At 75.0% G+C, this 14,130-nt stretch carries 12 protein-coding genes and 1 riboswitch; of the genes, 1 reads left to right on the forward strand and 11 read right to left on the reverse strand.

Annotated features, from left to right (window positions below):
- Positions 1-117: 117 nt before the first annotated feature.
- The 8 genes from ACRYR2_RS08165 to thiM form a co-directional block, all read right to left on the reverse strand.
- Positions 118-1,878, reverse strand: coding sequence for a DEAD/DEAH box helicase (locus ACRYR2_RS08165; protein ID WP_432562339.1), 1,761 nt, complete (start codon positions 1,876-1,878; stop codon positions 118-120).
- A gap of 201 nt (positions 1,879-2,079) precedes the next feature.
- Positions 2,080-4,179: a phosphate acetyltransferase gene (gene pta / locus ACRYR2_RS08170; protein WP_432562340.1), complete on the reverse strand. Its 2,100-nt coding sequence runs from the start codon at positions 4,177-4,179 to the stop codon at positions 2,080-2,082.
- A 139-nt stretch (positions 4,180-4,318) separates the two neighbouring features.
- Positions 4,319-5,575, reverse strand: a complete 1,257-nt coding sequence (locus tag ACRYR2_RS08175; protein ID WP_432562341.1) for an acetate/propionate family kinase — start codon at positions 5,573-5,575, stop codon at positions 4,319-4,321.
- A gap of 52 nt (positions 5,576-5,627) precedes the next feature.
- A complete protein-coding gene (locus ACRYR2_RS08180) occupies positions 5,628-7,877 on the reverse strand; it encodes a serine hydrolase (protein WP_432562342.1) in 2,250 nt (749 codons plus the stop codon).
- Between the two features lie 26 nt (positions 7,878-7,903).
- Positions 7,904-8,605, reverse strand: a complete 702-nt coding sequence (locus ACRYR2_RS08185) for a TenA family protein (protein ID WP_432562343.1) — start codon at positions 8,603-8,605, stop codon at positions 7,904-7,906.
- Positions 8,602-9,420, reverse strand: coding sequence for a bifunctional hydroxymethylpyrimidine kinase/phosphomethylpyrimidine kinase (gene thiD, locus ACRYR2_RS08190; protein ID WP_432562344.1), 819 nt, complete (start codon positions 9,418-9,420; stop codon positions 8,602-8,604). The genes ACRYR2_RS08185 and thiD overlap by 4 nt, the downstream gene beginning before the upstream one ends.
- A complete protein-coding gene (gene thiE, locus ACRYR2_RS08195) occupies positions 9,417-10,046 on the reverse strand; it encodes a thiamine phosphate synthase (protein ID WP_432562345.1) in 630 nt (209 codons plus the stop codon). Before thiE ends, thiD begins: the two co-directional genes overlap by 4 nt.
- Complete coding sequence (gene thiM / locus ACRYR2_RS08200; RefSeq protein ID WP_432562346.1) at positions 10,043-10,861, reverse strand: hydroxyethylthiazole kinase; 819 nt, start codon at positions 10,859-10,861, stop codon at positions 10,043-10,045. The genes thiE and thiM overlap by 4 nt, the downstream gene beginning before the upstream one ends.
- Positions 10,854-10,954: riboswitch (TPP riboswitch) on the reverse strand. Its footprint overlaps the gene before it by 8 nt.
- Before the next feature lie 51 nt (positions 10,955-11,005).
- Between thiM and ACRYR2_RS08205 the strand changes: the two genes are divergently transcribed.
- Entirely contained in the window at positions 11,006-11,452 is a 447-nt protein-coding gene (locus ACRYR2_RS08205; protein WP_432562347.1) for a DUF4383 domain-containing protein, read from the forward strand.
- 33 nt (positions 11,453-11,485) lie between these two features.
- On the opposite strand, the gene mgrA is transcribed toward ACRYR2_RS08205, so the two are convergent.
- The 3 genes from mgrA to ACRYR2_RS08220 all read right to left on the reverse strand — a co-directional run bounded on the left by mgrA (position 11,486) and on the right by ACRYR2_RS08220 (position 14,123).
- Entirely contained in the window at positions 11,486-12,517 is a 1,032-nt protein-coding gene (gene mgrA, locus ACRYR2_RS08210; protein ID WP_432562348.1) for an L-glyceraldehyde 3-phosphate reductase, read from the reverse strand.
- Positions 12,518-12,541: 24 nt separating this feature from the next.
- Complete coding sequence (gene eda / locus ACRYR2_RS08215) at positions 12,542-13,159, reverse strand: bifunctional 4-hydroxy-2-oxoglutarate aldolase/2-dehydro-3-deoxy-phosphogluconate aldolase (protein ID WP_432562349.1); 618 nt, start codon at positions 13,157-13,159, stop codon at positions 12,542-12,544.
- Between the two features lie 244 nt (positions 13,160-13,403).
- Positions 13,404-14,123, reverse strand: coding sequence for an LmeA family phospholipid-binding protein (locus ACRYR2_RS08220; protein ID WP_432562350.1), 720 nt, complete (start codon positions 14,121-14,123; stop codon positions 13,404-13,406).
- Positions 14,124-14,130 lie beyond the last annotated feature (7 nt).

The raw sequence follows: 14,130 nt of genomic DNA on the forward strand, positions 1-14,130 counted from the left end.
ACCCGGCAACGACGAAACGCCCCGGCCGGACCGGTGAGGGTCCGACCGGGGCGTCGGTCGTGCGGGTGCGCGCAGGGCGCGGGCCCGAGGGCCCGCTCACCCTGCGCAGCAGGTGGTTCAGTCGCGCGGGGCGCTCTCACGGCGCGGGCCGCGGTAGCCGCCCTCACCACGGGGGCCACCGTCGCGGAAGCCGCCCTCGCGGTCACGGCGGGGACCACGGGAACCGCCGTCGCGACGCGGGCCACCGCGGAAACCGCCGTCGCGACGCGGGCCGCCGCGACGCGGGCCGCGACCCTCACGGGTCTCGACCTTGCGGGGCTTGACCTCGACCGGCTCGCCGGACTCGGCGACCGCGGTCACGGCCTCGTCGCCGGCCAGGACGTGCTCGACGTCGTTGGCCGTGACGTTGGCGTCGCGGTGCAGCCAGCCGTAGCGACGGACCTGGTCCGGCAGCGCGATCGCCAGGACGGTGCCCTTGGCGCCGGCGCGCGCGGTGCGGCCGGAGCGGTGCAGGTAGTCCTTGTGGTCGTTCGGCGGGTCGACGTGCACGACGAGGTCGACGTCGTCGACGTGGATGCCGCGGGCGGCGACGTCGGTCGCGACCAGGACACGGGTCTCCCCGCGCGAGAACGCGTCGATCGCCTTGGAGCGCTGGGCCTGGCGCAGGTCGCCGTGGATCGCCTCGGCCGGCGCGCCGGCCTCGGCCAGCTGGTCGGCCAGGCGCTGGGCGCCCAGCTTGGTCCGCACGAAGAAGATGCTGCGCGCGGGACGCTGGCTGATCTGCGTCAGGATCGGCAGCTTGTCGTGCGGGCGCACGGCGAAGACGCGGTGCTCCATCTGCCCGACGGCCTCGGGGTCGGCCGGCACGGCGTGGAAGGCCGGGTCGGTCAGGAAGTCCGTCACCAGGGCCTCGACACCGCGGTCGAGGGTGGCGGAGAAGAACATCCGCTGCCCACCGGGCTTGGTGCCCTCGAGGATGGCGCGCACGTTGGGCAGGAAGCCGAGGTCGGCCATGTGGTCGGCCTCGTCCAGGACGGCCACGTCGACCTCGCCCAGGGAGACGGCGTCGCGGTCGATGAGGTCCACGAGGCGGCCCGGGGTGGCGATGAGGACGTCGATCCCGCGCTGCAGCGCGGCGATCTGGCGCCCGTACGGGACACCGCCGACGACGACGGACATGCGCAGGTCGAGCGCGTCACCCAGCGGGCGCAGCGAGTCGGCCACCTGCATGGCCAGTTCGCGGGTCGGCACCAGCACCAGGCCGCGCGGGGCGCCGGTGATGCGGCCACGGCCACCCTGGGCCAGCCGGGCCAGCATGGGCAGACCGAAGCCCAGGGTCTTGCCCGAGCCGGTGCGGGCGCGGCCCAGGATGTCGCGGCCGGCGATGCCGTCGGGCAGCACGCGCTGCTGGATGGCGAACGGCGCGGTCATGCCGCGACGCTCCAGCGCCGCGACGAGCTCGTCGGGCAGGCCGAGCTCGGAGAACGTCTGCTCCACGACCTCGAGCTGCTCGGCGGCGGTCAGCGCCTGCTCGGTGGCCGAGGGCGCGAAGGACCGGGGGCTGCGCGGCGGGCCGCTGCGGCTGCTGCGGCCGCGGTAGCCACCCTGACCACCGCCGTTGCGGCCCTGGTAGCCGCCGCCACCCTGGCCACGGCTGGAGTAGCCGCCGCCGGAGTAGCTGGAGCCGCCCTGACCACCGCGGTACCCACCGCCGGAGCGGGGACGGTCGTCGCGGTCGTAGGAGGAGCCGGAGCGCTCACCGCGGTCGTAGCCGCGGTCCTCGGAGCGGTAGCCGCGGGACTCGCGGCGCTGGTAGCCGCCCTCGTCGTTGCGCGAGGGACGGTTGGAACGGTACGAACGGTCGTCGTACTGGGGCATGGGGTACTGAACTCCACGTGGGGCTCGTCGGCCGCACGGCGGTCCGTCCCCAGGGCGCGCCAGACGACGCAGATGCTGAGGAATGGGACTCAAGCGACCTCGCGGGCGGCTCGCCCGCTGAGTGGACGGCATCAGACCGTCTCGAGAAGCGTAACAGGCCCGGGCCCCGAACCCTTCCCCGCGACCGCCCCGCCGGCCCGCTCAGCCGCGCGAGGCCTGGATCGCCGTGAGCGCGATCGTGTAGACGATGTCGTCGACCAGCGCGCCCCGCGAGAGGTCGTTGACCGGCTTGGCCAGCCCCTGCAGCATCGGCCCCACCGAGATGACACCTGCGTTGCGCTGCACCGCCTTGTACGTCGTGTTCCCGGTGTTCAGGTCGGGGAAGACGAAGACCGTGGCGCGACCGGCGACCGGTGAGTCGGGGGCCTTGGAGGCCGCCACCGAGGCCACGGCGGCCGCGTCGTACTGCAGCGGTCCGTCGATGATGAGATCCGGGTCACGTTCGCGCGCGATGCGGGTCGCCTCGGCGACCTTGTCGACGCTGGACCCCGAGCCGGACGAGCCGGTCGAGAAGCTGATCATCGCCACCCGCGGCTCGATGCCGAAGGCGCGCGCCGAGGCCGCCGACTGCAGCGCGATGTCGGCCAGGTCCTCCGCGCCCGGGTCGGGGTTCACGGCGCAGTCGCCGTAGATGACGACGTCGTCGGGCAGGCACATGAAGAACACGCTGGAGACCAGCCGCGCGCCCGGCTTGGTCCGGATGATCTGCAGCGCAGGGCGAACGGTCGCGGCGGTGGTGTGCACGGCGCCGGCGACCAGGCCGTCGACGTCGCCGGCCTGCAGCATCGTGGTGCCCAGCCAGATCGGGTCGGCCAGGGAGTCGCGGGCCACGTCGGGCTGCATGCCCTTGTGCTTGCGGGCCTCGACGAGGACGTCGACGTACCTCTCGACGAGCCCGGCGGGGTCGAGGACCTCGACGCCGTCGGGGATCGTCAGCCCGAGCCCGGCCGCGACCGAGGCGACCTCGTCGGGGTGGCCGAGCAGGACGGGGCGGGCGATGCCCCGCTGGGCGCAGATCGCGGCGGCCTGGACGGTGCGCGGTTCGGTGCCCTCGGGCAGCACGATGCGCTGCACCCGCTCGGCGGCCAGCGTCGTCAGCCGACGGCGGAACGCGGCCGGCGACAGCCGCGGCCGGTGCGAGGGCGTGGGCAGCCTGGCCAGCCACCCCGGGTCGAGGGCGTCGGCGACGGTGGAGCTGACCGCGAGCGCCCGTTCGGCGTCGTCGGCCGGGACCTCGGGGTCCAGCCGGTTGACGGCGGTGGCGGTGGCGTAGGTGCTGCGGTCCGAGCGCAGGATGGGCAGCCCGGTGGCGGCCGCGGCGGCGGTCAGCTCGGCGACGCGCGGGTCCATGCCGACACCGGCGGTCAGCAGCAGGCCGGCGAGGCGGTTGCCGTTGAGCGCGGCCAGGCAGGTGGCCATGACGACGTCGTGCCGGTCGCCGGGGACGAGGATGAGCCGGCCCTCGCGCAGCAGCGGCAGCATGCCGGGCACGGCCTGGGCGGCGACGACGACCTCCTTGATGCGCCGGCCCTGGTCGCCGTGGGTGAGCACCTCGACGTCCAGGTCGTGCACGAGGTCGCGCACCCGGGCCCAGGTCAGGTCGCCGCGGAAGGGCACGGCGCCGACGAGCGGGATGCCGTGGTGCTCCAGCGCCCCGCGCAGCGCGGCGATGCGGGCGACGGCCGTCTCGGGGTCCTCGGGCACGGGCCAGCGGGAGACCACCCCGCCGATGACGCGCAGCGCCTCCCCCGCCCGGTAGGTGCCGGCGGTGACGGCCATGTCCTCGGCGATGCGTTCGGGGGCGCCGGGTTCGGCCCCGTCCAGGCCGGCGGAGCCGACGAGCAGCACGTCGGCGTCCAGGGCGGTGGCCAGCGCCTGGTTGACCCGGCCGGAGAACACCTGGTCGGCCGAGGGGGCCAGCCCCTCGACCACGACGACGTCGTGGGCGGCGAGCACCTTCTCGGCCGCGGCGACGACCTCCTCCATGAGGTCGTCGACCTCACCGCGCGAGAGGCGTTCGACGACCCGGGTGGCCGCGATGGGTTCGGCCGGGTCCAGCGCCGTGGTCAGCCGGACCAGGGCGACGGAGCGGTCGGCGTCGTTCCCGCGGGTCGGCTGGGCCAGCGGTTTGTGGAAACCGACGGCGACGCCGCGCGCGTCGAGGGCGCGCACCAGTCCCAGGCAGGTCGAGGTGAGCCCGGCACCGTGGCCGGTGGGAACGACGAGCAGCACGCGGGCCATGGGTTCACCTTCTCCCACCGCGGGCCGGACGGCGACGGCGGGGCGGTCGCGGACAGGTCGGGTTGGGTCGCCGGTTGGGTCGCCGGTTGGGTCGCCGGTTGGGTCGCCGGTTGGGGATCGTTGACGCATCGGGCCGGACCTACCGGCCCGATGCGTCAACGGTGCCCACCCCGGGCGGCGCCCCACAGCGCTCCTCGACCAGCGCCCCGGTGTCGCGGGGGCTGTGCAGTACCTGGTCCGTCGGCACGACCATCGCCAGCGGGCCGGGCCCGCCGACGGTGATGCGCCCGGTGGGCGTGCAGGAGCGGCCGTGTTCGTCGTTGGCGGCGGGGTCTTCGACCAGGCCGAGGTGGCGCAGCCGCGTCAGCAGCATTGAGCGGACGTTCTTGGCGTTCTCACCGATCCCACCGGTCAGCACGAGTGCGTCGAGGCCGCCGAGGGAGACGGTCAGACCCGCGATGTGCTTGGCCGCGCGGTGCACGAAGACGTCGAGCGCCAGGGTCGCGCCGGCGTGCCCCTCGGCGGCCTTCTGCGACAGCGTCCGCACGTCGTTGCTCAGTCCCGACAGCGCCAGCAGCCCCGAGGAGGAGTTCAGCTGCCCCACGATCTCGCCCACCCCCAGGCCGGTGCGGTCGGCGACGAGTTCCAGGACGGCCGGGTCCAGGTCGCCGGAGCGGGTGCCCATGACCAGACCCTCCAGCGGGGTCAGGCCCATCGTCGTGTCGACCGACCGCCCGCCCAGGACAGCCGTTGCGCTGCAACCGTTGCCGAGGTGGGCCACGACGATCTTCAGGTCCCTGGGGTCGCGCCCGTCGGCCTCGTGCAGGATCTGCGCGGCGCGCTGGCTGACGAAGCGGTGGCTCGTGCCGTGCATGCCGTAGCGGCGGACGCCGAACTCCTCGTACCACTGCGCCGGGACGGCGTAGCGGTAGTTCGTCTCCGGCATCGTCTGGTGGAAGGCGGTGTCGAACACCGCGACGTGCTCGAGGTCGGGCAGGACGGCGCGGGCGGCCTCGATGCCCGAGGCGTTGGCGGGGTTGTGCAGCGGGGCCAGGGCGGACAGTTCGTGGATCTGCGCCAGGACGCGGTCGTCGATGCGCACCGACCCGCGGAACACCGCCCCGCCCTGCACGACGCGGTGCCCGACGCCCAGCAGCGGCGGCAGGTCGAGGTCGAGCAGGCGCTGCAGGACGTGCGCGAGCGCCCCGCGGTGGGTGGTGGCGGCCGGGGTGATCGTGCGGGTGCCCTTCGCGGTGGTCATGTGCACGACCGCGTCGGGGCTGCCGATGCGCTCGCCCAGGCAGCTCAGCGTCCGCTCCCCCGTGACCGGGTCGACGAGGGCGAGCTTGACCGACGAACTGCCGCAGTTCACGACGACGACGGAACCCTGGCTCACGCTGTTCTCCTCCTCGGACCCGTTCCGCCGGCGCGGAACCCGTTCGACCTTCTCACGCACCCCCGGGCGGGCCCACCCGGCCGGGCAGCACCGTGAGCAACGTCTCGGCGAGGTCGGGCATGGTCTCGGTGGCTCGCGGGCCCTCGGGTTGCAGGTAGGCCATGACGGCGACGTGCTCGGCCGGGTGGGCCAGCGCGCCGCCGGAGTTCACGACCTGTCCCCAGCCCGTGGCCCACCGGGTTCCGGAGGTGGCGGTGCCGCAGGGGCAGAACGGCCACACCCCCAGGCCGACGTTCAGCGGGGCCAGGTCGACGAGCTGGGCGCGCGAGGCCTCGTCGAGGACGAGGTCGGAGGCGAACAGCGCGCCCTGCCAGCGGGCGAGGTCGCCCGGGGAGGCGACGATGCCCCCGGAGGAGAAACCCACCCAGCCCGGGACGACGGTGTCGTCGACCGCGAAGGTCGGCAGGTCCAGCGGTCCGGCGATCCGCTCGGCCACCAGGTCGGCGTACGACTGTCCCGTCACGTGCTCGAGCAGCAGCCCGAGCCACAGGAACCCGCTGTTGGAGTAGCTCACCTGCGTGCCCGCGGCGGACAGCGACGGTGCCTGGACGGCCAGCGTGACGAGCTCGGCGGGGGTGTGCTCGACCTCGGGGTCGTAGCCGGGGGCGTCGGTGTACTGGGGCAGACCGCCGGCGTGGTGCAGCAGCTGGCGCGGGGTGACGGCGGCGCCGGCGGGAACGCCCTCGAGGTCGGGCACGGGGGCGTCCAGGTCGATCGTCCCGCGCGCGGCCTCCTGCAGGACCAGCGCGGAGGTGACCCCCTTGGTCAGCGACGCCGCGAGCACGGGTTCACCGGCGGGCAGCCCCTCGCCGACGGTGACCGAGCTCGTGCCCTCCCAGACGGTGTCCCACAGCGCCGCGCCGGAGGCGACGCCCACGCTGGCGGCGTCGATGCCGTCGGTGCGGGCGACCCAGTCGTCCAGGGCGGCCTGCAGGGCCTGCCCGGGCAGGTCGGCCAGGGGCCGCTCGCGGGTGGGCAGGACGACCTCGGGTTCGGCGACCTGCTCGAACGCCGACCGGGTCAGCGCACTGCGGTCCGAGGGGCCGGGGATGGCCAGCAGCGACGGGCTCGGGCCGCCGGTGAAGGCCACCGACAGCGCCACGCACGCCGCCGCGACGGGGACCGGCGCGCAGACCGCGAGCGCGGGCCGGAAGGGGCGTCGGCCCGGCCACCAGCGCGGGGGCCGACCGCCGGCCACGTCCTCCACCCAGCCCACGGCCAGCACGGCCAGGACGGTCAGCAGCACCGAGGCGGCGACGACGAGGGGGACGGCGAGCCGGAGGCGGGCCTCGGGCCAGAGCTCGTCGACGGTCGTGCGGGACAGGACGATGGCCGCCGGGTGCCACAGGTAGACGGTGACGGCCCGGGCCGTGACGCCGCGGGTGAAGGCGGCGACCGCCGGGTGTGCGGCCAGGCGCCGCAGCGGCTGCTGCGCCGCGCCCAGGGCCGCGAGCCAGCCGAGGGCGACCAGGGCCAGCAGCAGGTAGGAGGAGTTCAGCGATCCGCGCTCCAGCGGCACGACGCGGGTCAGCCCCAGCGCCAGGACCGGCGCGCCGAGGGCCGCCACGAGCAGGGCGCCTCGCCCCGGCCGGCGCACGGCGCGGGCCCAGGCGGCGCCGAGGACGGCGAACAGGCCGTAGCACAGGGCGTCGCCGACCCCGGTCCGCCAGCCCCCGGTCAGGGTGGGCACGCCGTAGCGGGGGCCCACCTCCAGCACGGCCAGCCCGGCCAGGGCGACCGCGGCGACGAGCAGCGGGCGACGCGCCAGGCGCACCACCAGCGGGGCGAGCAGGACGAGCCACAGGTAGTCGCTGACGTACCACAGGTGCGAGGTGAGCCAGCCCTGCTGGCCCTGTGCGCCGACGGGCGGGGCCAGCGGCGCGATCCAGCGCAGCCAGTGCTCCAGCAGCAGCGGCTCACCGCTGCGCCGCGCGGTGAGGGCGGTGGTGGCCAGCACCGCGGCGCCGAACACCCAGAACGGCAGCAGCAGCCGGCGGGCCCGCCGCAGCGCCGTCCGCGCCCAGCTCCGCCGGCCCGGGACACGCCCGAGGCTGGTGGCCAGCAGCGACCCGGCGAGGAAGAACATCACCGGCATCGCCGGGAAGACCCAGGACAGCCAGGCCCAGGCCAGGGCGTGCCACAGCAGCACCCGCCCCAGCGCGACGGTGCGCAACCCGTCCAGCAGCGGGTCGCGCGCGGACGTCGTCGCGGTCGGTTCGAGGACGGGGACTGCCTGGTTCATCGCCCCGAGCCTCTCACTCCGCCGGCTCACCCCACCGCGACGAGCCCCCCGGTCGAGGGCCACGTCTCCCGGCGGTGCGCGGTCTCCCAGAACAGCCACTCGTAGCGGGTCGCGACGGCGAACGCCTCGTGCATGGCCTCCTGCACGGCCTCGGTGTGCTCGGCGGCGGCCTCGTCGACGAGGCGACGTGCGGTCGCGACGGAGGCGTGGAAGCCGGGGGCGTCGTAGGTGGCGACCCACCGGGCGTACGGGTGGCCCGGCCCCTCCGCCGCGACCAGGTCGGCGCGCGCGGCCAGCCGGCGGCCGGCGTCGGCGTAGATCCAGAAGCACGGCAGGACCGCGGCCGCGGCGACGGGGTAGGGCGCGGTGGCGGCCGCGGCCACGAGGTAGGAGACGTACCCCAGGGTCGTCGGCGAGGCCTGCGGGGTGCCCGTCGCGGGGGGCAGCAGCCCGGAGTCCAGGAGGTCGGCGTGCAGGGCGGACTCCACGACGGCCGCCCCGTGCGCGGAGCTGGACCAGAAACCCGCGCTGTCGGCGCCGGGGGCGCGAGCCGCCAGCAGCGACAGCGCCCGGGCGTAGCCGGCGAGGTAGAGGGCGTCCTGTTCGAGGTAGTGCCGGAACGTCGCCGGGTCGAGGGTCCCGTCGCCGAGCTCGGCCAGGAACTGCGACTCCTCGATCGCAGCACGCAGGTCGGCGGTGCGTTGCCAGGTGGTGTCGGTGAACGTCACGAGTGCTCCCGGAGGGTGAAGGCGTGGTCGAGGGGGCCGTGCCCGGTGCCGATGCGCCGTCGGGCGCCGGACTCCAGAGCGGCCTGCAGGTAGTCGCGGGCGGGGTCGACGAGGGTTCCCCAGTCGGCGCCGGGGTTCAGGGCGGCCTGGGCGGCCAACGCCGAGGACAAGGTGCAGCCGGTGCCGTGCGTGGAGGTGGTGGCCACCCGCGGGCGGCGCAGCAGGGCGGTGCCCGAGCCGGTGGCCAGCACGTCGACGCTCTCGTCGCCGGACAGGTGCCCGCCCTTGAGCAGGACTGCTGTGCCGCTGCGCTGCAGGAGGTCCTCGGCCTGGCGGCGGCAGTCCTCCACGGTGCGGGCCGGGTCGGCGCCCAGCAGCGCGGCGGCCTCGGGGACGTTGGGCGTCACCAGGTCGGCCAGCGGCAGCAGGTCCTCGCGCAGGGCCTCGACGGCGGCGGGGTCCAGCAGCCGGTCCCCGCTGGTGGCGATCATCACCGGGTCCAGCACGACGGGCCCGAGGTCGTGGCGCCGCAACGCCTCGGCGACGGCGGACACGACCTCGGCGCCGGCCAGCATGCCGATCTTGGTGGCGTGCACGGTGATGTCGTCCAGCACGGTGTCGATCTGCTCGGCGACGAACCGCGCCGGAACCGGGTGGACGGCGCGGACCCCGCGGGTGTTCTGCGCGGTCAGCGCCGTGATCGCGCTGGTCCCGAACACGCCGTGGGCGGCGAACGTCTTCAGGTCCGCCTGGATCCCCGCTCCCCCGCCGGAGTCGCTGCCGGCGACGGTGAGGGCGGTGGGGGCGGGGCTCACGCCCCCTCCCACTGCCGGCGCAGTTCCCGGGCGGCCCGTTCGGGGTCGTCGGCGGTGCAGATCTGCGAGACGACGCAGATCCCGCTGATGCCGGTGCCGCGCAGGGTGTCCAGGTTGTCGGGGTGGATCCCCCCGATCGCGACGCACGGGACGGGCGCCGCGGCCACGACGGCCCGCACCCCGTCGGCGCCCAGTTCGGCCGCGGCGTCGGGTTTCGTCGCGGTGTCGCGGACCGGGCCGACGCCGAGGTAGTCCACGACGGCCGGGTCGACGGCCGCGGCCTGTTCCGGTGTGGAGACCGACAACCCCAGCAGCAGGTCGGGGGCGATCCGTCGCACGTCGGCGGCCGGCAGGTCGGACTGCCCCAGGTGCACCCCGTCGACGCCCGCGACGAGGGCGACGTCGACGGCGTCGTTGACGAACAGCGGAACCCCGGTGCCGCGCAACGCCTCCTGGACGGCCAGGACGAGGGCGAGCCGGTCGCGGTCGGCGCCGTGCTTGGCGCGGACCTGCACGGCGTCGACCCCGCCGGCGACGGCGGCGCGGACCACCGCGGCCACCCCGCGCGGGCCGCACTGCTCGGTGTCGGTGACCAGGTACAGGGCGGGCTCGAAGCGGCCCCTCACGCGAACCGTCCCGTGTCGGATCCGAGGTCCGGCGCGTCGACGGCGTCGAGCTCGTCGATCCAGGCGGTGGCGAACGAGCCGGGCCGTGCGGCACGGCGGGCCGCGCGTTCGGCGGCCAGGGCGACGTGGGCGTGGGCGGTGGCCGCGGCGAGCAGCGGGTCGGCCTCCACCCCGGCGCAGGCCGCGACGAGGGCACCCAGGGAGCACCCCGCCCCCGTCGTGCGGGTCAGCAGGACGTGCCCGCCGCGGACGCGGACCGTGCGGTCGCCGTGGACGACGACGTCGACCGCCCCGGAGACCGCGACGGCGCCGCCGGTGCGGCGGCTGAGGTCGCGAGCAGCCTCGACCGCCTCCTCCGCACCGGCCGTGGAGTCGACGCCGCGACCGCCCGCTCCGGCGCCGGCCAGCGCCAGGACCTCCGAGGCGTTGCCGCGCACGACGGTCGGGGCGAACTGCAGCAGGTCCCGCGCGACGCCCGTGCGGAACGCGAGCCCGCCGACGGCGACGGGGTCCAGCACCCACGGCGTCCCGCTGCGCTGCGCCGCCTCCGCGGCCAGCGCCATGGCCCGGGCGCGGACCTCGTCGAGGGTTCCCACGTTCACCAGCACCGCCGAGGCGACGGCGGCGAACTGCGCGCTCTCGGGCACGTTGTCGACCATCGCCGGGGCCGCCCCGGCCGCCAGCAGGACGTTCGCGGTGATCGTCTGCACGACGGAGTTGGTGAGGCACTGCACGAGCGGGGCGCGCTCGACGAGCGCGGCCCGGACCCGGGCCACGTCCTGCGGGCTCACCTCGGCCACTTCAACGGCTGCCATGCCGCGACATCCCTTCGTCAGCATTACCTGCGTCAGGTTCGACGGGTGTGATCTCAGCTGCGCGATCCGCACGCAGCACCCCGTGTCGCCGGGAACCGTACACCGGCGCCGTTTGAGAAGACGCCGCCGGGGTAACCAGCAGTCATGAGCCTGAACCTCTCGGGAGCCGACCTCTCGGTCCACCCGCGGACCACGGCTGGACAACACCTGTCGCTCATCGCCGGGGTCCTGCTGATCGTCCTGGGCGTGGCCGGCTTCGCCGTCAGCGGCTTCTCGAACTGGACGGGCGGAACCCTGGAGCAGCAGGTCATCGGGTTCGCCGTGAACCCGCTGAGCAGCGCGATGCACGTCGTCCTGGGGGTGCTGGGCCTGCTCGGGCGCACCGGCGCCCGCCGAGCGCGCTGGTACGGCATCGTCCTGTTCCTGGCCGGCGCCGGCCTCTTCGCCTACGCCGCGCTCGACGGTGGCGCACCGCTGAACCTGAACTGGCCCATCAGCACGCTGCACGCGGTGTTCGCCTGCCTGGGCCTGCTCATCGCGTTCGTGCCGGTGCGCACCGGCCGCCGCCGTTCCACCGCGGAACTGGACTGAGCGCCCAGTTCCGCGGGCCGGACCGGCCCCGGGCTACTCGCCGCCCTCGCGGACGCCCGCCCACAGGTCGACCCCGGAGTCGACGGCGAACTCGTCGATCGCCGTGAGTTCGTCCTCGGAGAACTCCAGGTTCGCCACCGCGGCGACGTTGTCCTCCACCTGCTGCACCGAACTGGCCCCGATGAGGGTCGTGGTGATCCGCCGGTCGCGCAGGGTCCACGCCAGCGCCAGCTGCGCCAGGCTCTGCCCGCGACCGGCCGCGATCTCCTGCAGGCCACGGATCCGGCGCAGCGTCTCGTCGTTCAGGATGCGCGGGTCCAGCGACTTGCCCTGCGCCGCACGGGAGTCGGCCGGAACGCCGTCCAGGTAGCGGTTCGTCAGCAAACCCTGCGCCAGCGCGGTGAACGGGATGCAGCCCACGCCCTCCTCGGCCAGGACGTCCAGCAGCCCGGACTCGATCCACCGGTTGAACATCGAGTACGAGGGCTGGTGGATCAGCAGCGGCGTGCCGAGGTCACGCAGGATCCGCGCGGCCTGCAGCGTGCGCTCGGGGCCGTAGGAGGAGATCCCGACGTACAGCGCCTTGCCGGAACGGACGATGGAGTCCAGCGCCCCCATCGTCTCCTCGAGCGGGGTGTCGGGGTCCGGACGGTGGTGGTAGAAGATGTCCACGTACTCCAGGCCCATGCGCTGCAGCGACTGGTCCAGCGAGGCGGTGAGGTACTTGCGCGAGCCCCGGTCCCCGTACGGGCCGGGCCACATGTCCCAGCCGGCCTTGGAGGAGATGACCAGTTCGTCGCGGTAGGGCTTGAAGTCCTCGCGGAACAACCGGCCGAAGTTCGTCTCGGCCGCCCCGTAGGGGGGTCCGTAGTTGTTCGCCAGGTCGAAGTGGGTGATCCCCAGGTCGAAGGCGCGACGGGCGATGTCACGCTGGGTCTGGAACGGCTTGTCGTCGCCGAAGTTGTGCCAGAACCCCAGCGACAGCGCGGGCAGGTCGACGCCGCTGCGGCCGCAGCGGCGGAAGGGCATGGACTCGTACCGTCCAGCGTCAGCGGTGTAGGTCACCCGCCGATCCTGCCACCCCGCGCGTCAGCGCAGTGACACCGCCGCCTTCGCCAGCGCCTCCACCCGGTGGAAGTCGTGGTTCGCCAGCGCGTCGTGCGGGGTCACCCAGCTGCCCCCGACGCACCCGACGTTCGGCAGCCCGAGGTACTCGGGGGCGTTGGCCGGGGAGATCCCGCCCGTGGGGCAGAACCGCACCTGCGGCAGCGGCGAGCGCAGCGCGGCCAGGAACGCCGCCCCACCGGCCTGCTCGGCGGGGAAGAACTTCAGCTCGTGCAGGCCGAGTTCGAGCGCGAACAGCGCCTCGGAGACCGTCGAGACCCCCGGCAGCAGCGGCACCTCCCGGCTGCGCGCGGCCTCCACGATCGAGCGGGTCGTGCCCGGGCTGACGAGGAACTGCGCCCCCGCGTCGACGGCCCGCGCGACGTCGTCGGCCGAGACGACCGTGCCCACGCCGAGCAGGATGTCCGGCACCTCGGTGGCGATGTCACGCACCGCGTCCAGGGCCGCCGGGGTCCGCAGCGTCAGCTCGACGATCCCGATGCCCCCGGCCAGCAGCGCCCTCGCCAGCGGGACCGCGGCGCTCGCGTCGTCGAGGACGACCACGGGGATGACCGGGGAGACGTCGAGCACGCTCGGTTGCATGGCCCCACAGGCTAGCCGTGCGCCGACCCGCAGGGCAGGCGGTCGGTCGGCGGACCGCCGCCCCTCCTCCCCCGGCGCCCCGGACCCCACCCCGGTGATCAAGGATTCGACGTCGGCGATCAAGGACTCACGGACCGGCGCTCGGCGTCGAATCCTCGATCGGCGCTGCCGCATCCTCGATCACCGGGGTTCGCGGGGAGGCCGGCGGGCGACGGGAACCCGCTCGGCGAGCTGGCGGCGCGCCTCACCCCACGTCGACGGCGCCGGCGACCACCGTGCCGTCGACGTCGATCCCGTCGTCCACGACCTGCAGCGAGTCCAGCCGCACCTGCTCGGGAACGTCCGACAACTCGATCGACCAGCCGTCGAAACCCGCGGCCTCCAGCAGCCGTTCGGCGCGGCTGAGCGGGACCTGCGCGCCGGCCAGTTCGGCACGCAGCGGCTCGAGCCGCACGAGCTCGCCGTCCAGCGCGGGCCGGACGGTGAGCGCGAGGTCGAGGCCCAGCCCCAGCACCCGCACGGTCGTGGAGGCCCGCACGGCGTCCTCGTCCCGGGCCAGCGCGACGTCGAGCCCACCGACGGAGATCTCCCGCGCGAGCTCGTCGAAGGACACGTGCGCCCGCACCGTCCCCGCCGAGACGTCGACGGTCCCGCCCCGGCCGGCCAGCACGGCCGGCGGCACGTCGACCTCCGGCAGGCGCACGCGGACGTCCTGCAGCGCCACCGACCCCGCGGGCAGGTCGTCGACCTGCACGGTGACGTCGTCGAAGCGGCCGCGGACGACCTGCCACAGGAACGACCCGCCGGCGACCGAGACCCGCGGGTCGGAGGGCAGGTCGTACTCCTCGCGCACCGCCGCGGCGAACCGGTCGGTGGCCCAGGTGCGCGCCGCCAGGTCGGCCGCGACGAGGACCACCCCGAGGGCGACGACGGTCACCAGCACACGGACGAGGCGAGATCGCACGGATCCA

It is taken from the genome of Kineococcus deserti (assembly GCF_050871945.1).
GTDB lineage: Bacteria > Actinomycetota > Actinomycetes > Actinomycetales > Kineococcaceae > Kineococcus.